Origin of the sequence: Blastopirellula marina DSM 3645 (assembly GCF_000153105.1) — a bacterium.
Taxonomy (GTDB): domain Bacteria; phylum Planctomycetota; class Planctomycetia; order Pirellulales; family Pirellulaceae; genus Blastopirellula; species Blastopirellula marina.
Map to the genome: position 1 here is coordinate 323395 of NZ_AANZ01000002.1, position 19413 is coordinate 342807.

Annotated in this window: 16 protein-coding genes; 5 read left to right on the forward strand and 11 right to left on the reverse strand. The window is 58.0% G+C overall.

Annotated features, from left to right (window positions below; translation table 11 throughout):
• The first annotated feature begins 210 nt into the window (after positions 1–210).
• The gene (locus tag DSM3645_RS01385) at positions 211–1827 is read left to right on the forward strand and encodes a Kelch repeat-containing protein (protein ID WP_002650186.1); all 1617 of its coding nucleotides are present in this window, start codon (positions 211–213) and stop codon (positions 1825–1827) included.
• An 83-nt stretch (positions 1828–1910) separates the two neighbouring features.
• Here DSM3645_RS01385 and uvrA read toward each other — a convergent pair whose 3' ends face one another.
• Positions 1911–4790 (reverse strand): excinuclease ABC subunit UvrA, encoded by a 2880-nt coding sequence (gene uvrA / locus DSM3645_RS01390; RefSeq protein ID WP_002650187.1) that lies wholly within the window; start codon positions 4788–4790, stop codon positions 1911–1913.
• Positions 4791–5123: 333 nt separating this feature from the next.
• Here uvrA and DSM3645_RS01395 point away from each other — a divergent pair, with 333 nt between their 5' ends.
• Positions 5124–7985 carry a DUF1553 domain-containing protein gene (locus DSM3645_RS01395; RefSeq protein ID WP_002650188.1) on the forward strand — a complete coding sequence of 954 codons (2862 nt, stop codon included), beginning with the start codon at positions 5124–5126 and terminating at the stop codon, positions 7983–7985.
• Between the two features lie 54 nt (positions 7986–8039).
• Positions 8040–9497, forward strand: a complete 1458-nt coding sequence (locus DSM3645_RS01400) for a DUF1501 domain-containing protein (RefSeq protein ID WP_040351445.1) — start codon at positions 8040–8042, stop codon at positions 9495–9497.
• A 5-nt stretch (positions 9498–9502) separates the two neighbouring features.
• On the opposite strand, the gene DSM3645_RS01405 is transcribed toward DSM3645_RS01400, so the two are convergent.
• Positions 9503–9871: a hypothetical protein gene (locus DSM3645_RS01405; protein ID WP_131282096.1), complete on the reverse strand. Its 369-nt coding sequence runs from the start codon at positions 9869–9871 to the stop codon at positions 9503–9505.
• A gap of 385 nt (positions 9872–10256) precedes the next feature.
• Here DSM3645_RS01405 and DSM3645_RS01415 point away from each other — a divergent pair, with 385 nt between their 5' ends.
• Both DSM3645_RS01415 and DSM3645_RS01420 read left to right on the forward strand, forming a co-directional pair.
• On the forward strand, positions 10257–11165 hold the full coding sequence (locus DSM3645_RS01415; RefSeq protein ID WP_002650192.1) for an HDOD domain-containing protein: 909 nt from the start codon (positions 10257–10259) through the stop codon (positions 11163–11165).
• Between the two features lie 287 nt (positions 11166–11452).
• Entirely contained in the window at positions 11453–12055 is a 603-nt protein-coding gene (locus DSM3645_RS01420; protein ID WP_002650193.1) for a TPR end-of-group domain-containing protein, read from the forward strand.
• 9 nt (positions 12056–12064) lie between these two features.
• Here DSM3645_RS01420 and DSM3645_RS01425 read toward each other — a convergent pair whose 3' ends face one another.
• The 9 genes from DSM3645_RS01425 to DSM3645_RS01465 all read right to left on the reverse strand — a co-directional run bounded on the left by DSM3645_RS01425 (position 12065) and on the right by DSM3645_RS01465 (position 19337).
• Entirely contained in the window at positions 12065–12556 is a 492-nt protein-coding gene (locus DSM3645_RS01425) for a dihydrofolate reductase (RefSeq protein WP_002650194.1), read from the reverse strand.
• Positions 12553–13347: a thymidylate synthase gene (locus DSM3645_RS01430; protein ID WP_002650195.1), complete on the reverse strand. Its 795-nt coding sequence runs from the start codon at positions 13345–13347 to the stop codon at positions 12553–12555. Before DSM3645_RS01430 ends, DSM3645_RS01425 begins: the two co-directional genes overlap by 4 nt.
• Positions 13348–13419: 72 nt before the next feature.
• Entirely contained in the window at positions 13420–13713 is a 294-nt protein-coding gene (locus DSM3645_RS01435; RefSeq protein WP_002650196.1) for a PAAR domain-containing protein, read from the reverse strand.
• A 4-nt stretch (positions 13714–13717) separates the two neighbouring features.
• Complete coding sequence (locus DSM3645_RS01440) at positions 13718–14230, reverse strand: hypothetical protein (RefSeq protein WP_002650197.1); 513 nt, start codon at positions 14228–14230, stop codon at positions 13718–13720.
• A 7-nt stretch (positions 14231–14237) separates the two neighbouring features.
• Positions 14238–14819 carry a DUF6931 family protein gene (locus DSM3645_RS01445; RefSeq protein ID WP_002650198.1) on the reverse strand — a complete coding sequence of 194 codons (582 nt, stop codon included), beginning with the start codon at positions 14817–14819 and terminating at the stop codon, positions 14238–14240.
• Positions 14816–15505 carry a DUF6931 family protein gene (locus DSM3645_RS01450; protein WP_002650199.1) on the reverse strand — a complete coding sequence of 230 codons (690 nt, stop codon included), beginning with the start codon at positions 15503–15505 and terminating at the stop codon, positions 14816–14818. The genes DSM3645_RS01445 and DSM3645_RS01450 overlap by 4 nt, the downstream gene beginning before the upstream one ends.
• A 14-nt stretch (positions 15506–15519) precedes the next feature.
• Positions 15520–16092: a hypothetical protein gene (locus tag DSM3645_RS01455; protein ID WP_002650200.1), complete on the reverse strand. Its 573-nt coding sequence runs from the start codon at positions 16090–16092 to the stop codon at positions 15520–15522.
• Positions 16093–16259: 167 nt separating this feature from the next.
• Entirely contained in the window at positions 16260–17600 is a 1341-nt protein-coding gene (locus tag DSM3645_RS30350; protein ID WP_002650201.1) for a hypothetical protein, read from the reverse strand.
• A gap of 30 nt (positions 17601–17630) precedes the next feature.
• Entirely contained in the window at positions 17631–19337 is a 1707-nt protein-coding gene (locus DSM3645_RS01465) for a type VI secretion system Vgr family protein (protein ID WP_002650202.1), read from the reverse strand.
• Between the last annotated feature and the right edge of the window lie 76 nt (positions 19338–19413).

A 19413-nucleotide genomic window follows, 5' to 3' on the forward strand; every position in this document is an offset into this window, starting at 1 on the left:
GGGTTGATTTCTTAATCGAGCCAATTGACGCCGCCAGGGGAGCTGATAAGCTAGACGAGTGAGATTTGATCTCAATAAGCCCTCGCCAGCATATATTCTCGCCAGCCCGGCCGCTCTTTCTCACAACGATCTGTTCCCCCTGCATTCTACGATCTGATCCAATAAGGATTAGTCGCCGTGCCCACACCTTTTTGGCGAAGGAAACCTTGCATGTTGCGTAAACTGACGAGCGCGCTGACCGCGTCGCTACTGATCTTGGCGATCGTCGCGCCGGCTCGCGCCCACTTTTTGTGGTTGGTCGAAAGCGAGAGCCCGAAACAGCTGAATCTCTATTTCTCGGAAGGTCCCTACGCCGATGAGCCGGCGATCTTGAAGCGGGTCGCCGATGCCGTCGCGTTTCGTCTGACCGACGACAAAGAGCCGCAAGAGATCAAGTTCACGCTGGCCAATGACGAGCTGACCTCCGCCGAGCTGAAAGGGCGCGGCGATTCGCTCTATGTTTTGACCCGCTCGCTGGGCGTGATGGATCGCGGCGGCGAAAAGTTTCTGCTGCAGTACAATGCCAAGACCGGTCCGACGCTGGGCAAATCGGCCTGGAAGCTCGACGCTTCGAAGCACGTTTCGCTCGACGTCGTTCCTTCGATCCAGGATGATCAAGCGGTCGTCACCGCGACGTTCGCCGGCAAACCGGCCGCCGCCGCCCAGGTGGTTGTTGAAGGTCCGGAAGGAAAAGTCGAAGCCGAGACCGACGCTCAAGGAGTCGCGAAGTTCGCCATCGGCAAAGCCGGCGTCTACGCGGTTCGCGTTCGCTACATCGAAAAGAAGGCGGGCCAGTCGGGCGACGACAAGTATGATACGGTCCGTCACTACACCACGTTAACGTTGCCTGTCGTGCCTAAACTCAACGAGTCCGTCAGCGCCTTCTCCGATCTGCCCGAAGCGGTCACCAGCTTTGGCGCCGCGGTTGTCGGCGATAGCCTGTACGTCTACGGCGGTCACACCGGCGACGCGCATCATTACTACTACGAAGCGCAAAACGGCTCGCTGCAGCGTTTGTCGTTGAAGAAAGAAGCCAAGTGGGAAACGGTCGCCGAAGGCCCGAAACTGCAAGGTCTGGCGATGGTCGCCAACGGCGACAAGCTGTATCGCTTGGGGGGCTTCACGGCGATGAACAAGAAAGACGAAGAAGGTCGCAATCTGGTTTCGCAAGCCGACGCCGCCGTCTTCGATCTGAAAACGGGAGAGTGGTCCGATCTGCCGAAACTGCCGGAGCCCCGTTCTTCGTTCGACGCCGCGGTCCTGGGCAATACGATCTATGTGATCGGCGGCTGGGCGCTGAACGGCGAGGACAACGACTCGACTTGGCACAAAACGGCCTATTCGCTCGATCTGAGCCAGGAAAACGCCGAATGGACCGCACTCGCGGAACCGCCGTTCCAACGCCGTGCGTTGTCGGTCGGCGTGCAAAATGGCAAGCTTTACGCGATCGGCGGCATGCAAGAAGAAGGCGGACCGACGACGCGCGTCGACGTCTATGATCCGCAGACCAAAACCTGGAGCGAAGGACCTTCACTGCCCGGCGGCGGCATGGACGGCTTCGGCACGTCGGCCTTTCCCGTCGACGGCAAGCTGTACGCCAGCACGATGAGCGGTCGGTTGGTTCGCCTGGCCGCTGACGGCAAGTCGTGGGAGACGGTCGGCGGCTTGACCAACGAGCGCTTCTTCCATCGGATGCTGCCGATTAGCGACGATCAACTCATCTTCGTCGGCGGCGCCAGCATGAGCGTGGGTAAGTTCAGCGAAGTGGATGTGGTGAACCTGAAGTAATTCAGTCCCCACAAACGCCAAGAAATGCGAAACGCGAGCCTGATCGGGCTCGCGTTTTTTTATGCGGTTCTTGGCGCCATGCTCTAGGATGGCGATTCGCTTTCAGCCAGCGCAACACGGCCGTTGAGCAGCGGTTTGAGAAACTGTCCCGTGTAGCTGGCGGCGACGGCCGCGACATCTTCTGGCGAGCCTGCGGCGATAATGCGTCCGCCGCCGGAACCCCCTTCGGGGCCCAGGTCAATGATCCAGTCCGCACACTTGATGACGTCTAAGTTGTGCTCGATCACGACAACCGTGTTGCCCTTGTCGACCAGGCGATTCAACACGTCGAGCAAACGACGAATGTCTTCAAAGTGGAGACCGGTCGTCGGTTCGTCCAGCAAGTAGAGGGTCGAGCCGGTATCGACCCGCGCCAGTTCGGTCGCCAACTTGATCCGCTGCGCTTCGCCGCCGCTAAGGGTCGTCGACGGCTGACCCAGTGACAAATAGCCGAGCCCCACGTCGTCGAGACTCGCGAGCGTCCGATGAATCATCGGGATGTTTTCGAAGAAGCTGACCGCGTCGCGGATCGCCATGTCGAGGACTTCGGCGATCGATTTATCTTTGTACCGCACACGTAGCGTCTGGCGATTAAAACGAGCGCCGCGGCACGTGGCGCAAGTCACAAACAAGTCGGGCAGAAAGTTCATCTCGATCTTCTGCAGCCCTTGTCCCTGACACGCTTCGCAGCGTCCTCCTTGCACGTTGAAGCTGAAACGGCTCGCTTTGTAGCCATATTGCTTCGCTTGACGCGTGCCGGCGTAGACCTTGCGAATCTCGTCAAAGACGCCGGTATAGGTCGCCGGATTGCTGCGCGGAGTGCGCCCGATCGGCGATTGATCGATCGGGATCACCTTGTCGACGTTGCTCGCGCCGCGCAAGCTTTTGTGCGGTCCCGGTTTGGCGGTCGGCGTGTTCAAGCGCTTCAGCAGCGCCGGCGCGAAGGTTTCGTTGATCAGCGAGCTCTTGCCTGATCCGCTGACGCCGGTCACGCACACAAAGGCGCCCAGCGGCACCAGCACTGAGACGTCTTTCAGGTTGTTGGTCGTCACTCCTTCGATGGTGATCGAACGCGTCTTGGCGATGCGGCGGCGCTTCTCGGGAAGTTCGATCCGGCTTTTGCCAGAGAGATAACGCCCAGTGATCGACTCCTCGTTCGCTTCTACATCGGCCGGCGTCCCATCGGCCATGACGCGACCTCCGTCGCCGCCGGCGCCGGGGCCGATGTCGATCACGCGATCGGCCATGCGCATCATCGCTTCGTCATGTTCGACCACCAGAACCGAGTTGCCTTGATCGCGCAGATCGGTCAGCGAACTGATCAGCCGCTCGTTGTCGCGGGGATGCAGCCCGATCGAAGGTTCATCCAAGATGTAACATACGCCGACCAATCCCGATCCAATGCCGGTCGCCAGGCGGACGCGTTGCAATTCGCCGCCGCTCAGCGTATCGGCGGCGCGATTGAGGGTGAGATACTCGGCGCCAACTTTCTCGAGAAACTCGAGCCGCTTGATGATCTCGCGGACGATCGGCTCGGCCACCGGCAGCTCGTACTCGGGAAATTCGAGCTGTTGAAAAAACTCGCGGGCCTCGGCGACGTTCATCGCGGTGATCTCGTGCACCGCTTTGTCGCCGATCAATACGGCGGTCGCTTCCATACGGAGCCGCGAGCCTTTGCAGGCGCTGCAAATCACTTCGGCCCGATAGGCGGCCAGTTGATCGAGCCGCGCCTTGCGCGTGGTGGTGACAAACTCTTTTTCGAGCATCACCAGGATGCCGAGAAATTTTTTGTCGTCGCCGTGAAAGAGCTGACGGAGCGTCTTTTCCGGAATCTCGGCCAGCGGCGCGGCAGGTTCGATCTTGTGTTTCTGCAGAAATTCGACGGCGGCCGCGTGATGCTTCTTTTGCGTCGCGGCGGTCAGCGCTTTCCAGACGACAATCGCTTCCGTCTCCAGCGACTGAGTCATGTCCGGCGCGACCAGTTCGATATCGAACTCTTCTTTCGAGCCCAAACCTTCGCAAACCGGACACGCGCCGTAGGGGCTGTTGAAGCTGAACGTGCGCGGCTCGATGTCGATAAAGCTGAGGCCGCAATTGGGACAAGCGAGCTCCGTATTGTAGACCTCGTCGCGCCAGGTTCCCTTCGGATGCTTGGCGTCGATCGCTTTGTCATCGAGATAGCAGGCCAGCATGCGGCCTTCGCCCAGCTTCAGCGCCATCATGACCGATTCGCCCATCCGAGCGCGTAAGCCTTCGCGCACGATGATGCGATCGACGACGGCGTCAATCGAATGCGCCTTCTTCGGATTCAGTTCCGGGATCTGGTCGATTTCAAAGACCTCTTCATCGACGCGAGCTCCCAGCAGGCCGCTTTTGCGGATCTTATCGATCTCTTCGCGATGGGCCCCTTTGCGACCGCGCACCATCGGGGCCAAGATCATCAGCTTCGTCTGCTCGGGGAGCGACAATAAGCGATCTTGGATTTGTTCCGGCGTTTGCTGCGAGATCGGCACGTCGCACTTCCAACAGTGCGGCTGTCCCAGTCGCGCCATCAGCAGACGCAAATAGTCGTAGATCTCGGTCACCGTAGCGACGGTGCTGCGCGGATTTTGACTACCGGCGCGTTGATCGATGCAGATGGTCGGCTGCAGGCCTTCGATCAGATCGACGTCAGGGCGTTCCATCTGATCCAGAAACTGTCGCGCATAGACCGAGAGACTCTCGATATATTGCCGTTGCCCTTCGGCAAACAGCGTATCGAGCGCGAGCGAGCTTTTGCCGCTGCCGCTGGGGCCTGTGAAAACGATGAGCTGATTTCGAGGAATATCGAGATCAACGTTTTTCAGGTTATGAACGCGGGCCCCGCGAATTCGGATGAAATCACTGGGCGTTTCTGGAAGCGTATTTTCCTCGCGATGCACCACGTCAGCTTTCGAGAAGAGAGGCGAGAACCGCCCTAACGGCGATTAAAGTGCGGTTACGAATCTTTTCAGCCTAACACGGCGAGGCCGATCCTACAATCAGCGGCGACCGAAAAGCAGTCCCACAGAGGGGGCAATCGCTGCACGAGACAAATGCGTCGACCAACTTTGGCGTTTCTTTGCTGAATTCAGTTCGGCTCTTTCCGGCTCGCGCAAATTCGCTGAAAAGAGGCTTCAATTTCGGTTGTGAATGCGGCTAACATTGGGGACAATGGAGTTCCTCACCAAGTTGCTCTCCTACCTTAGGCCCGCCTGCTCATTTTCTGGTGCATTGGAATGCCGCGATTTGATCGTTTTTGTGGGATGATGGCGCTTCCCGTTCTCCTGCTTCTAGCAGGCGTCGGCCGAGCGAAAGAACCGATCGACTTCAACCGCGATATCCGTCCTCTGCTGTCGGGCAATTGCTTTCATTGCCACGGCCCCGATCCCGAGTCGCGTGAAGCGGGTCTCCGTTTGGATCAGCGAGACGGAGCCGTAGCCGAGTTGGACAGCGGCTCGATTGCGGTTGTCCCTGGCAAACCCGACGACAGCGAACTGCTGGCCCGCTTAACGGGCGACGACTTCGTTCGCATGCCGCCTCCTGAGTCGGGCAAGCAACTTACCCCGGCGGAAGTCGATCTGTTCCGCCGCTGGATCGCCGAGGGCGCCGAGTACCAACGTCATTGGTCGTTTGAACCGCCGGTCCAAAACGAACCTCCCACACCGCCGAGCGTCGAATGGGCCAAAAATCCGCTCGACCGCTTCGTCTTGCAAAAGCTGCACCAGCAAAACTTGACGCCGGCCGTCGAAGCCGATCGCGCGACATTGTTGCGGCGCGTTTCGCTGGCGCTGATCGGTTTGCCGCCGACCTTGGAAGAAATCGACGCGTTCGTCGCGGACGCCGATCCCGACGCCTACGAGAAAGTGGTCGACCGGTTGTTGGCCGATCCCGCTTATGGAGAGCGTTGGGCGCGACCCTGGCTCGATATCGCGCGCTACGCAGACTCGGCCGGTTACGCCCAGGACCCAGAGCGGAATATCTGGAAGTATCGCGACTGGGTCATTCAATCGCTGAACGCCAACCAGCCGTTCGATCAATTCACCATCGATCAGCTTGCCGGCGACATGCTGCCAAACCCGACCGAAGACCAGTTGATCGCGACCGCGTTCCATCGCAACACGATGACCAACAGCGAAGGGGGAACTAACGACGAGGAGTTCCGCAACGCGGCGATCGTCGATCGGGTCAACACCACGCTGCAGGCCTGGATGGGGCTGACGATGGAATGCGCCCAGTGCCATACGCACAAATACGATCCAATCTCGCATGAAGAGTACTTCCGCTTTTTCGCGATCTTCAATCAATCGGCCGACGCTGATCGCGGCGATGAATCGCCGAATCATGAGTCTTGGACGGCGCAGCAGACCGCCAAAAAGGAGTCGCTGGCCCAACGCTTGAAAGCGGCGCAGCAAGCGCTGAAAACGCTGCAGGAATCGACTCCCGCGCCTCCGACGATTCCCACCGGCCCGCTGACGGCGCGATACGTGCGTATCGAGAATCTCGGCGAAGGGAAGATCTTGTCTTTGGCCGAAGTGCAAGTGATCGCCGGTGGTGAAAATATCGCCCCACGCGGCGCTGCGACCCAAGCCGGCGTCGCCTACGAAGGTGCGGCCAATTTGGCGATCGACGGCATCACCGACGGAGACTATTTCAACGCCAAAAGCACGACCCATACCGAGCGGCGAAACGATCCCTGGTGGGAGCTTGATTTGCAAGAAGCGATCGCGCTGGAGCAGGTCGTGCTCTGGAATCGCACCGATGGCGATCTCTTTACTCGGCTCGCTCCGTATCACGTGATCCTGCTCGACGAGAAACGGCAGCCGATCTGGGGCCATCAAAGCGACGCTCCTTTCGCATCCTTCGTCGAGTTCGCGATCCCCAAGACCGGCGAAGAACTGGACGACGCCGCCAAGCAAGCGATGGCCAAATTCGCCGCGACAGAGCGTCCCGAAATCACCGCCAAGCTGCAAGAAATCGAAAAGCTGGAAAAACAACTTGCCGCGGTGCGTCCGACAAAAACGCCGATTATGCAAGAGCTTGCCGCCGACAAACAGCGCGAGACCTTTATTCAAATCCGCGGCAGTTACCAAGTACGCGGCGACAAAGTGGAGCCCGGCGTGTTGGGCGAGTTTCATCCTTTGCCGGCCGACGCGAAAGCCGATCGCCTGGGCGCTGCGCGCTGGATTGTCGCTCGAGAGAATCCGCTGACGGCTCGCGTGGCCGTCAATCGGCTGTGGGAACAACTGTTTGGCGTGGGGTTGGTCGAAACGAGCGAAGACTTTGGTTCGCAAGGAGAACTGCCGGTCAATCAACCGCTGCTTGACTATCTAGCGGTCGACCTGATGGAACATGGCTGGGACATCAAGCGGACGATCAAATTGATGGTCGAGTCGGCCGCCTATCGTCAGGCGGCGATCGCAACGCCGGAGAAGCTGGCGATCGATCCGGCGAATCGACTGGTCAGCCGCGGTCCGCGATTTCGGCTGTCGGCCGAAATGGTGCGCGACTCGGCGCTGGCCGCCAGCGGACTGTTGAGCCGCAAGATGAATGGCCCGTCGGTGCGACCGGTGCAACCGAAGATGGGGATGCGTGCGGCGTTCGGCGGATCGACCGACTGGGAACCGAGCACCGGCGAAGATCGGTATCGTCGCGGTCTTTACACCAAATGGCGACGGACGACGCCGTATCCCTCGATGATGGCCTTTGACGCGACGAGCCGCGAAGTTTGCACGATTCGCCGCATCGCGACGAACACGCCGCTTCAGGCGCTCGTGACGTTGAACGACCCGGTCTATGTGGAAGCGGCGCAAGCTTTGGCTCGCAGGATCGTCGCTGATGGTGGATCGGCGAATGAAGACCGAGTCGCCTACGGCTTTCGGCTTTGCCTAAGTCGCCAACCGACGCCGGCCGAAACGACCCGCTTGGTGCAGTTGCTGGAAGCAGCGACGGCCCAATATCGTGAGCAACCAGAACAAGCGAAAACAATCGCGACCGAACCCATTGGCCCGCTGCCGCAAGATGCCGACGCCGCCGAATTGGCCGCGTGGACTTTGATCGGAAACGTGCTGATGAATCTGGACGAGTTTTTGTCGCGTTAGTCGACCCACGGACGGTGCTGCTGTCTCTTGAACTCTTTCACGGCGAAACTTGCGATGAACCCACGACACGAACAATTGCAATCGATTACGCGGCGTCACTTCCTCAGTGCGATGCAATTGGGCGTCGGCGGGATGGCGCTCGGTTCGCTGCTGTCAGGCGAGTCGCCGGCCGACGAGATCTCGATCGATCCATCACAGCCGATGTCGCCGCGCAAGGCCCAATACGCTCCGAAGGCGAAAGCGGTCATCTATCTACATTTGGCGGGTTCGCCGCCGAATCTTGATCTGTTTGACTACAAGCCGGAACTGGTGAAACGGACCGGCGCCGATTGTCCGGCTGAGTTTCTCGCCGGCAAAGAGTTCGCCTTCACCAAAGGCACGCCGACGCTGCTTGGCACTCCGCACAAGTTTCGTCAGTGCGGCGAGTCTGGCGCGTGGCTGTCAGACGCGCTGATTGATTTTGAAAATGTGGTCGACGATATCTGTTTCATCAAGTCGATGAACACCGATCAATTCAATCATGCTCCGGCCGAACTGCTCCTCTATACCGGTTCGCCGCGACTGGGGCGTCCTTCGATGGGATCGTGGGTCACGTATGGGCTCGGTTCCGAGAATCAAAACCTGCCGGGCTTCGTCGTGCTCAATTCCGGCGGGTCCAATCCCAGCTCTGGCAAGAGCGCCTGGGGAAGCGGCTTTTTGCCCTCGGTCTTTCAAGGGGTGCAGTGTCGCTCGCAAGGGGATCCGGTCTTGTATCTCTCGAACCCCAAAGGGATGCCGCGCGACGTGCGGCGGATGTCGCTCGACGCGATTCGCGATTTGAATCAAGCTCAGGCCAGCGTGATCGGCGACCCAGAAACAGAGACGCGCATCGCCCAGTACGAGCTGGCTTATCGGATGCAAGCATCGGCGCCGGAGACGATGGACATCTCTCAGGAAACGGCCGATACGCTGACCAAGTATGGCGCCCAGCCGGGAGACGGCAGCTTTGCGTCCAACTGCTTGCTGGCGCGACGGCTGGTCGAGCAGGGCGTTCGCTACGTGCAGCTGTTTGACTGGGGCTGGGACTTCCACGGCACCAACGCCAGCGAATCGCTAGGAGACGGATTGCGCACCAAAGCGAAGCGAATCGACGGACCGGTCACGGCGCTAATCCAGGATCTGAAACAACGCGGCATGCTCGAAGATACGCTGGTGATTTGCGGAGGAGAATTTGGCCGCACCCCGTTCCGCGAAGGCCGTACCGCCGGCGGTCAGAATCTCGGTCGCGATCACTATCCCGATTGCTTTACGCTGATGATGGCCGGCGGCGGAATCAAACCGGGGCTGTCCTACGGAGCGACCGATGAACTCGGTTTTCGCATTACAGAGAACAAGGTGCACGTCCATGATTTGCAAGCGACGATTTTGCACCTGATGGGGATGGATCATTTGAAATTGACCTATCCATTCGCCGGACGCGACTTCCGCTTGACCGACGTGCACGGTGAATTGGTGCGCGGCATCTTGGCGTAGCCAGGCTACGCTTTGGTCGAGTTGGCCAAGTCGATCTCCACCGCCGCTTCAGAATCCGCGGCGACCGGTACAGCCGCTTCGACCGTCGGCAGATCCGCTTCCGGCTCAAACGCCAACAGCGCTGACAGCGCGACAGCGACAACCAGCGGCAAGAGCGTTAACGGATGAATCGGCGGCTGGTCCACCATCGGCGGTTCTTCAATTTGCAGCTCTTCGATCGGCGCCCAACCATCGACGGTGTGACGCCACTGGATGGGCTCGGCCAATTCTGCGGTCGACTCGGCGTTAGAATAATGGGCGTTTGGAATAACGGCGCATGTCGCCAGCCAGAAGAGTACCGGCAAGGTTGCGACAAATAATAGAGTTCGTAACACGGCGGCTTTCCGCGAGAGGCAGACTGGGTGCGAACGGGCTGACATCGAGATCACTGAAAAGGCAATCTCCGTGCCCAAATGCATGAGGCTGGCGCTAACCTCCAGGCGCACAACGTCTTAGCAAAATTTCTCGCATCCGTGCTGCACGGCGCGGTTGCCTTTGGGAAACATGCGCGTTTCCTGAAAGCAACGCTCCAGGTTCCGATTATAACGCGCCGCGGCCGTTTTCGCCTGGTTGTCGAACCCTACGAATCTTTTGCAATCGAAGTTCGGTGGTTTGCGTCTCTGCATCAAGTGACCTACGTTTCGGGGTGGAACTCTCATTCGCGTCGTTCCGGCGGCTTGGGTTTGGATTTTCAGCACCGGGGTAGAGTTAAAAAAAGCCATGACAGACTCATCGAAACAGCTCAAAGATTTATTGGCGGGAGCCCAACTTCCGGCCTTGCCGCAAAGCGCGATCCGCTTGTTAGAACTTTCGCAAGATCCGGAAAACGGACCCGCCGAGTTCTCGGTCCCGATCGAATCGGATCCTGGTCTCACGGGACAAGTATTACGATTCGTCAATTCGTCGTACTTCGGTTTTTCCCGTGAGATCTCCAGCGTAAAGCTGGCGATCACCTTGGTCGGCATTCGCACGATCAAAAACTTCGCTCTTTGGAGCGCCGTCTTCAGCCTGATGCCCAACCCAAAAAGTGGGCCGTTTGATCTAAAGAATCTCTGGCAAGATTCGCTGCGTCGCGGGTTATTCGCTCGAGCGATGGGCAAGAATTTGGGTCTGAAAGATTCCGAAGATCTCTTCGCCGCCGCGCTGCTGCAAGATATGGCCGTGCCGCTGTTGGCCAAAGAGTTGCCCGAAAAATACGCGGACTTATTGGTCAGTCGAGCCAACGGCGAAAATCGACTGTCGCAGCTTGAACGCGAAAAATTCGGCTGGGACCATGCCGAAGCGGGCGGCGTGATCGCTCGTGGTTGGAGCTTGCCGGAAGAATTCGCCGTGCTGATTGAGTCGCACGCCGATATCGAACAGCTGGTCAACGAACCCAATGAGCCCGGCAAGGTGTCCGTCGCTTTGTCCGCTTTGTTGCCGGCGTCCAATGACGAAGCCTGGCCCGAACGGGACACTTTCGTCGGATATTACGAACAACTGCGGGGCTCCGGTCCCAGCGTCGAAGAGTTGCTTGCGCAAATCGACGTCGAATTTGAAGAATTTGCACCGGTTTTGAAATTGACGACCCCGACCCAAACGTTGGTCGATTCATTCCACGCGTCACCGAAAGAACCGTCGCAGGCCTAAGCTCGCACGCGTTTAATGCAAACATCTACCCAGTGAATAAAGCGCTGCGGACGATATTCGTCCGCGGCGTTTTTTTATGAAATCTTCCGCCTAAAGTGCTAGCGAAGCGCAAGACATTCGACCGACAGAAAGAATCGCAAAATCGGCCAACCGAACGTAAGTTGCAAATTCCAACCGATGTTCTCTCTTTTAGACGTTCCTGCGGCGGGAAGATATGGTTTTGATTTCTCTCTGGGATAAAATTTTTTGGAAAACGGCGCTGGAACATCGCGCTCGCTCCGCGAACAATGGGATTGCCATCCAATATCAACCTGGGACGTCCCGATATGAACAGCCTGCTGGAAACGCGTCGACTGCGACGCATTCGCGAAGTGGAAGGCTATCTTGATTTGATCCTTTCGGCATCGTCGCACTTGCCGGCTTCGATCGACGCCAAACGGACGCTCGCTCTGCGCGCGATCGCGCTGTTGGACGAAATTGATGAGATCGACGGAGCGTCCAACGACACGCTCTATCTGCGCGGTCAGACCTACCGCACGCTGGACGAACATCAAAAGGCGATCGATTGCCTGCGCCACGTCTGTGACGACGATCCGACCGATATCCATGTATGGCTGGCGCTCGGCTGGTCGTACAAGCGAGTGGGCCGCTTAGATCTGGCGATTGAGGCGCTGGAAGAAGCGATGTGCAACGATCCTGCCCAGCCGATCATTCACTACAACTTGGCCTGCTATTGGGCTCTGGCCAAGAACCTGCGGCTCTCGATGGAGTATTTGGCGCAGGCCTGCGAGATCAACGCCAGCTTTCGAGAGCTGGTCGATGCGGAGTCCGACTTTGATGCGATCCGCTACGATCCAGAGTTCGTCGGGCTGATGAATTTGATCGCCTGAATCGCAATCTCAATCTAAACGGCGCCAGATCTCAAACGTGGTCGGGTAGTCGTTCTTTTCATCCGCTGGAAATTCGCGCGTCTCGATGCGGTCCCACTTGTCCTGATCGAGCGCCGGAAAAAAAGCGTCCCCGTCCTCGATCATCGCCTGGACGCGAGTCAAGTAGATCTGATCGGCCAGATCGATCGCTTGGGCATAGATCTCTCCGCCGCCGACCACAAAGATTTCGCCGCTTGTCGACGGCGTCTGCAGCGCCTCCGCTACGTTCGCTGCGATCACGGCGCCTTCGACAGCATAGTCGGCTTGCCGCGTCACAATCACCGTCTGTCGGCCCGGCAGCAGACGTCCGATCGATTCGTACGTCTTGCGCCCCATGACGATCGAGTGTCCCATCGTCAACTTTTTGAAGCGCTGCAGATCGGCCGACAACCGCCACGGCATATCGCCGTCGCGGCCGATGACGTTGTTCTGTGACGCCGCGACGATCAAAGAAACGGTCATACCGCCACCGGCGCCGAGATATGCGGATGAGGATCATAGTTGATCAGTTCGAAGTCTTCAAAGCGAAACTTCAGCAGATCGGTCACCGCGGGGTTGATCCGCATGGTCGGCAACGGACGCGGTTCGCGCGATAGCTGCAGTTGCGTCTGATCCATGTGGTTCGTGTAGAGATGCGCGTCGCCAAACGTATGGACAAAGTCGCCTGGCTCCAGCCCGGTCACTTGAGCGACCATCATCGTCAACAACGCATACGACGCGATATTGAACGGAACCCCCAAAAAGACATCCGCGCTGCGCTGATACAGCTGGCAAGACAGCTTCCCCTCGGCCACATAGAACTGAAACAGCAAATGGCACGGCGGCAACTTCATCCGCGGCACGTCGGCTACATTCCACGCCGAGACGATCAGGCGACGCGAATCGGGATTGGTCTTGATCTGTTCGATCAGATTGGTGATCTGATCGATATGTCCGCCGTCCGGCGTGGGCCATGATCGCCACTGATAGCCGTAGACCGGGCCCAGCTCGCCTGCTTCATCGGCCCACTCATCCCAGATCGAGACTTTATTCTCGCGCAGGTAGGCGACGTTCGTCGCTCCCTGCAGAAACCAGAGCAGCTCGTGGATGATCGACCGCAGATGCAGTTTTTTGGTCGTGACGGCCGGAAACCCGTCGGCCAGACGAAACCGCATCTGATGGCCAAAGATACTAAGCGTACCGGTGCCGGTCCGGTCTTCCTTGCGGACCCCTTCGTCCAAAATACGCTGCATGAGATCGAGATATTGTCGCATGCAGGTCTTGATACCGGAGAAGCGCGGTTTTCGCAAGTAGCGGACCGCTGCGGATCGCCGCGCGGGGGGCCGCTATTCGCCGATCAAAACGGTCGGCAAACCCAGCGAGATCACGCCGCCGTGATCGGTTTCGTCCCCCATCCGCGCGGCCGGCATTTCTTCCAAAAGCACGGTCGCTGAACCAAGCACAATCGTCGACGGCGGCCCGACGCAGGTACACATGTTGGTAACCTGCGCGGCCGGCATTTCGCCCACTAGCACGGTGACGGCGCCGGGACCAATAATCGGTCCCCCGACATGCGGCACAATCACCGTCACCATCGGACAGACTTGCAAGTAGGTAATGCACGCGGCCGGTTGCCCCATCCGATTAGCCCTCGCCCATGGGATTGCGGTCGCTATTCCATTGCCAATCTGCCCAGATCGCGGCGTCACGCGGAGCCGACACCGGAGCCGACGGCAAATTGCCAAACTTGTTGAGCAGCTCGTCCTTCAATTGATCGCCCCAGGCCGGCGGCATTTTGATCCCTTTCACGCTCGGTTTGGCCGGAAGCTTTTTCATGTTGGCTTGCATTTGCTTCACTTTGGCGGCGGCAGTGGTCGCAGTCTGCTTCAGCTCTTGGCTCCGCTGCTTCAGCGCCGGTAGACCTGCACGGGACTTCGTCATGCCGGCGATCGCATTTTGCTTGGTTTCTTCAATCGCCTTCGCGGCGGCGGGAACCGCCGTCTCCATCTCCAGCCGAGCTTTTTTCGCCAACGCCAGCGCTTGGCCGTACAGCTCGCGTTGTTTCGCATCGGTCAGCGTGTTGTTTATGGCCGTCGCTTGAGACAAAAAGCCATCCATCTTATCAAGCGCAGCAGGAAATTGATCGAGCAGGCTCATGGGGTCCCTATTTGGTTAAAGCTTCGGCAGGTTCGACGTGAAGCGATTGTTTTCCTTGGCTGACTTCCATCGCCAAGCGCAGAAATTCTGGCCGCATATCTATCCCGCGCTGCATCCGGCAAATGGTTGCGGCCGATTTTGCGGCGGTTGAAACCAACGCGACCGGCACGCAGGGGTTCGGCTTCAACTGCGGTCCGTCAGGCGGCGTGATGCTGTCGCCAGAGTGAAACAGCGCCTCGGCCAGCATCTTTAGGGTCGGACTAATTCCGCGAGTATGCGACTGCCGGCGGATCTGCCAGCGTAATTCGTCTTGCGGCTTTTGGAGGTAAGTGACAATCCTTTCCAGCAATTCTTCGTCGTCCGGATGTGCGACCGGGCGAAGTGATTCCCAAACGCAAAGGACACCCCACCAGATGCGATCGGGGCCCGCCAGGCAAGCTGCAGCAAACTGCAGCGCATCGTCGTACAACTCGCCGTCCATCAGCGACTTGAAAAAACGGGGCCCCTGCGGCTCTTGTTTCAGCAACGCTTGTGCAGGCTCTGACAAATCGCAAAAGGCGGCTGGAGCGGCCGCTTCTTGATTGCTCATCGCGTTTCCTTTGCGGGAGATACGTTTCGGCAGGTCCATGGAGCTTGGCCCTGCGCCAAGGTTTGTCCCAGCAATAAGTATTGTCGAACTCGCGCGCGATAACCGCGTGTGGGAGCATGGCCTGCCGCCATCGCAACCAGGCCGCCGATGAGCCGTCGCGGCATCTCCGGCGGAGCGGCAGCCAGCAAGCGATCAGGCGGCGTCGCTCGACCTGCGGCCGAATAGACTGCCTGATAAAGGCAACCCCACAGCGAACCTCGTTTCACTTTTTTATCGAGGCTGCGAATCGCCAACAGCCCCGGCTCACTCGGCCGCGCAATCCACTGCACTACAGGTGCAAGACGGAAAGAATCGCCCGATTTATCGTCGCCCAAAGCGTCATGAATCGTTAACACGGCCCACCACAGTGATCGCCGCAGCGGTAATGCGGCGGCCAAAAACCGACGTGCATCAGCATCCAGCTCAACGGTTAACAATCGATCAAAAAAGATCATCGGCGCCAGGGTCGGCGTCAGGAGTCGGCGCGCGTCATACGACAGCTGCAACTTGTATCGCTGGCAAATTTCTACGGCGCTGGCGTCCCCTCGCAGCGGCGACAGGGGCGCAGCAGCCGGCAACGGCGCCGCCGCACGCTGGGCATGCGAGCCGTGACAACAATCATGTTTGGCAAAGGGTCTGGTTTTCATGGCAAGTCGCTTTATTAGTTGACGTTGACGATCGCGCCTTCCATGGTGATCATCCCGTCGCCTGTGATCTCAATCGTCGGCGCTTCCAACGAAATCGCGGCCGGCGTCACCTCGAAAGAGCCATCCGCCGCTTCCAGCACATGCCCGGCCGGCGTATTGGAACGTGTCGTATCATCGACCACTTCATTGATCCCCTCCGGCGTCATCGAAAACGTCACGTCAGCCACCTTAAAGGTGATCGACTCCGGCGTCATCGAAATGCTCGATCCTTCCCCTTCGGCGCCGACGCTGATGGTGATTAGTTCGGGCTCCATCGAGATCATCGCACCGACCATCGGAGAACCGACAACCTGTTTGATCATCCCCTCCTCACCGGCGGAAATGCAGATCGTGTTCGAATCTTCTGAACTGGCCACCGCGATCACGCCGGTACCGCTCACCATTTGCACGTTGATCGAACCATTGATGGTCACAGTTCCCTCTGTGCCTGACGCAACCAGGTCAAGTCCGTATCCCCGTGATTCGAGGAAAATGCCGCCGTAGGCGCAAACGGTATGAGTCCCCCAGAGCGTTTCATTGCGGTTCATGTATCAAACCTTCTTATCATGCGGCGTGAAAAAAATGTGTCTTCGTCGCTGACTTCACTTTGACGCCAGCGGCAGGCAAAGTCGAGCATTGCTAAATTCAGCATCAAGCGTCGTTACGGAACGGCAAGTTCGGGCGGGTAGTCTTCGTGTTATTTTCAGCTACCTTCTCAGCGGCCGCGCTTGCCGCCTCCCCCGCCTCGCCTATTCGTAGAATTCTTCATTCGTTGCTGATATTCTTTCCTCGCACCTTTCTGATCGGCTTTCTGAGCTCGCTTATCAGCTTTCGACTTGTCCTTCGACTTGTCTTCCGACTTGTCCTTCGACTTGTCCTTCGACTTGTCTTCCGATTTGTCCTCCGGTTTGTCCTCCGGTTTGTCCTCCGGTTTGTCTTCCGGTTTGTCTTCCGGTTTGTCTTCCGGTTTGTCTTCCGGTTTGTCTTCCGGTTTGTCTTCCGGCTTGTCCTCCGGTTTGTCTTCCGGCTTGTCTTCCGGTTTGTCCTCCCCATCTACATCATCATCGCCATCATCAGGCTCGAAATGGCTTTCCGCGTCGCCATCTTCTGGCAAATGATCGTCATCATCATCATCATCGCCGTCCATTTCCGCTATATTCATCGCCGCTTTGCTGGTGAAATCGGTAACTCGCAACAATTCTTGGGAGCCGTTCGCCATAATCAGGATTCCCCAGCCAGTGGGGATCGTCGACGGATCCACGAGTCGCGTTGTGGTCTCGGCGGCATTGCGAGTTGCTGACTCGGCGGCATTGGCCAAGGCGTTTTTTTTCTCCAGCGTCATAATGATTCCGTAAAGCAACTGCGAGATTCCCGCGCCTACATCCACCAAAATGTGCGGCACTCGATCTTTATCTCCCTCGCTGCTGGAACTCTCGCTGCTGGAACTCTCGCCGCTGGAACCCTCACTGCTGGAACCCTCACTGCTGGAGCCCTCACTGCTGGAGCCCTCGCTGCTGGAGCTTTCGCTGCTCGAATCGTCGCCTTCGTCTTCCGTACCTTTGTATTTGGGATATCCGAAATGCACCCCTAGTTGATACAGCATGTTGACCGCCACCACGGCGACGCTGAGGATTCGCACAGCGCTTTCTACCGCATCGGCGGTCGGCGGCGCCTCTTCGTTGGCTGCTTCGATTGCACGTTCTTCGACTTCCGACATCCAAACCGGCGGCCGAATGAAGAGCGGTCGCGCCGTTGTTTTGATTTCGTTGGCGCGTGTGAATTCCGCACAGGGGCCGCCATAGTTGGCTCCCGACTTCTGCCCCATATAGATATCGCTCTGTCCTAACTCGCCGTTGATCAAAACGCCGATAAGGCTAGAGCCCAGCTTGTTCAGAAAAAACGTCGGATCCACGACCGTAGTTTGACGGCTTCCGACGAAGAGATCCGCCGTTTGACCATATTTGCCGGAATCATCCGTCCCGATGGTGCAACCGAATTCGCCTGCGCCGCCACCGACCACGGTTAGCACGTCTTTGAGCCATGTAGGTTCAGACATTGCAATCTCTTTCTAAAGTAGTCAGTACGGTTACAAAGACCCGTTGAGCTTGTAGGTCTTGGAGGGCGTGTAGGTGTAGCGATAGCTCTCGGTATTGTCGACCGCTTGCCGTTCGGAGTGGACGTGCACGTACTGCTGGTCGGGGACGTCGTGAAACATAATCGCGTTGAAATTGTTCAGGGGATCGCCCTGGAAGATGCACGATTTCAGGCCTCCCAACTGATTGTTAAGCGGCAACTCTAACGGCGGCATGTTCGTCGAGTTGTAGACGCTGCCGACGATGATCGGGCGATCGGGATCTCCCTCTTCAAACGCGACGATCACCTCGTGACCGATCCGGGGCCAAAAGAAGGCGCCCCACCGCGGGCCGGCCCAGACCTGGCCGACGCGAATCCAGCACGACGCGGCTTCGTTCTCAATGTCGCTGCGATCCCACGGAAACTTGACCTTCACGCGACCATATTTGTCGACAAAGATTTCTTCCTTCTCAGGGCCCACGACGCGGGCCGATTGCATGCCGTAAATCTTTGGCTTCGGGACGGTCAGCTGCGGGCGAAATTGCACTGCTTTCGGTTGGCAGACGAAGCGGTTTTCGTATTGCAGGTCGGTTCCCAGCGACGAGTCATGCGAGCGATAGTTGACGTCGACCTTGGCGTCATGCTCGATTTCTAGCAATTGATAATCGTCATCGCCGTTGGCGTGACGCATCAGCGAGAACAAATAGCCCGGCGTCAGTCGCGGAATGTCGCTTTTGCCTTGGCAGCGCACCGCGGTCGTCGCAATTCGCTGCGCATCGATCTTGGCCGAAACCGTCCCCGCATCCTGCGTTTTGCCAAGTTCGTCACTTTGATCGCCGCCGCCGCCGTTGACGTCATCAAACCAACCGGCGTAGCCTGACGGGTAGATGTAGACCTCGCGCTGCGGATCGGGCAAGTCGCTGACCGCATGCAGATCATGTTCGGCTGTGCCGCATTTGACCTTCTTCACGATATCAGCCGAAGCGTCGAGATCTTGGCCCGTCATTTGAAAGGCGATGTCACGCAGCGCTACTTTTTTCGAGGTGATCTGTTGTTCGCGGCGCCACCAATAGATGCGATTCTCGGGGCGGACGCCGCCGATGACCGATTCGTAGATCAACGCGCTAATGCCGTCGATCGCGATCTGACTGATTGTCTGATCGCACATGAACAGCTTGTGTTTCTCTTTTTCGTGTTGGAAGTGGAAATAAATTCCTTCTTCTTCCATCAAACGAAGCACAAAGTCGAGATCCGATTCTTCGTACTGCACCAGATAGTCGCGGTAGGGATATTTCGATTTCAAATTGAAGTCGACGTCGTAGCCGGTAAAGACTTCCTGCAGAACTTCGGGGACCGTCATCCGTTGGAAGATCCGGCAGTTGCGCGTCAGCCCCATCAACCAATGCTTGGGAGCGAGCGTCGCTTCGTACTGCGTAAACTGATCGTCGCGACTCACTTCGGCAAACGTCGTAATGATGCCGTGAAAGTAACGCGGTCCCAAACCAAAGGGATCTTCCAACGAAACCACGGCGGCTTTGCCCAGAATCTTGGAAAAATCGATGTCGCCGTTGGGGTCGCCCAACAATGTCAGTTGAAACTCATAGAGCGCACTGACCGACTCCCGGCCATGAAAGGCGGAGATCGCCAGCGTTTGCGGCCCCAACGGGGTTTCCACACGAAGCGGGCGATTCGATGCGTCAAACAGATCTGCGAGATCCACGAGCTCATTCCCCAACAAGAACCAATTGCTAGCACGTCTTCTGCTTCGGCATTTCGACCCCGCTATGTTCGCCGCA

Bases quoted from the DNA above. Each gene is read 5' to 3' on its own strand.
- DSM3645_RS01385 (WP_002650186.1), top strand. From the start codon at position 211: ATGTTGCGTAAACTGACGAGCGCGCTGACCGCGTCGCTACTGATCTTG.
- DSM3645_RS01395 (WP_002650188.1), top strand. From the start codon at position 5,124: ATGCCGCGATTTGATCGTTTTTGTGGGATGATGGCGCTTCCCGTTCTC.
- DSM3645_RS01400 (WP_040351445.1), top strand. From the start codon at position 8,040: ATGAACCCACGACACGAACAATTGCAATCGATTACGCGGCGTCACTTC.
- DSM3645_RS01415 (WP_002650192.1), top strand. From the start codon at position 10,257: ATGACAGACTCATCGAAACAGCTCAAAGATTTATTGGCGGGAGCCCAA.
- DSM3645_RS01420 (WP_002650193.1), top strand. From the start codon at position 11,453: ATGGGATTGCCATCCAATATCAACCTGGGACGTCCCGATATGAACAGC.
- DSM3645_RS01425 (WP_002650194.1), bottom strand. From the start codon at position 12,556: ATGACCGTTTCTTTGATCGTCGCGGCGTCACAGAACAACGTCATCGGC.
- DSM3645_RS01430 (WP_002650195.1), bottom strand. From the start codon at position 13,347: ATGCGACAATATCTCGATCTCATGCAGCGTATTTTGGACGAAGGGGTC.
- DSM3645_RS01435 (WP_002650196.1), bottom strand. From the start codon at position 13,713: ATGGGGCAACCGGCCGCGTGCATTACCTACTTGCAAGTCTGTCCGATG.
- DSM3645_RS01440 (WP_002650197.1), bottom strand. From the start codon at position 14,230: ATGAGCCTGCTCGATCAATTTCCTGCTGCGCTTGATAAGATGGATGGC.
- DSM3645_RS01445 (WP_002650198.1), bottom strand. From the start codon at position 14,819: ATGAGCAATCAAGAAGCGGCCGCTCCAGCCGCCTTTTGCGATTTGTCA.
- DSM3645_RS01450 (WP_002650199.1), bottom strand. From the start codon at position 15,505: ATGAAAACCAGACCCTTTGCCAAACATGATTGTTGTCACGGCTCGCAT.
- DSM3645_RS01455 (WP_002650200.1), bottom strand. From the start codon at position 16,092: ATGAACCGCAATGAAACGCTCTGGGGGACTCATACCGTTTGCGCCTAC.
- DSM3645_RS30350 (WP_002650201.1), bottom strand. From the start codon at position 17,600: ATGTCTGAACCTACATGGCTCAAAGACGTGCTAACCGTGGTCGGTGGC.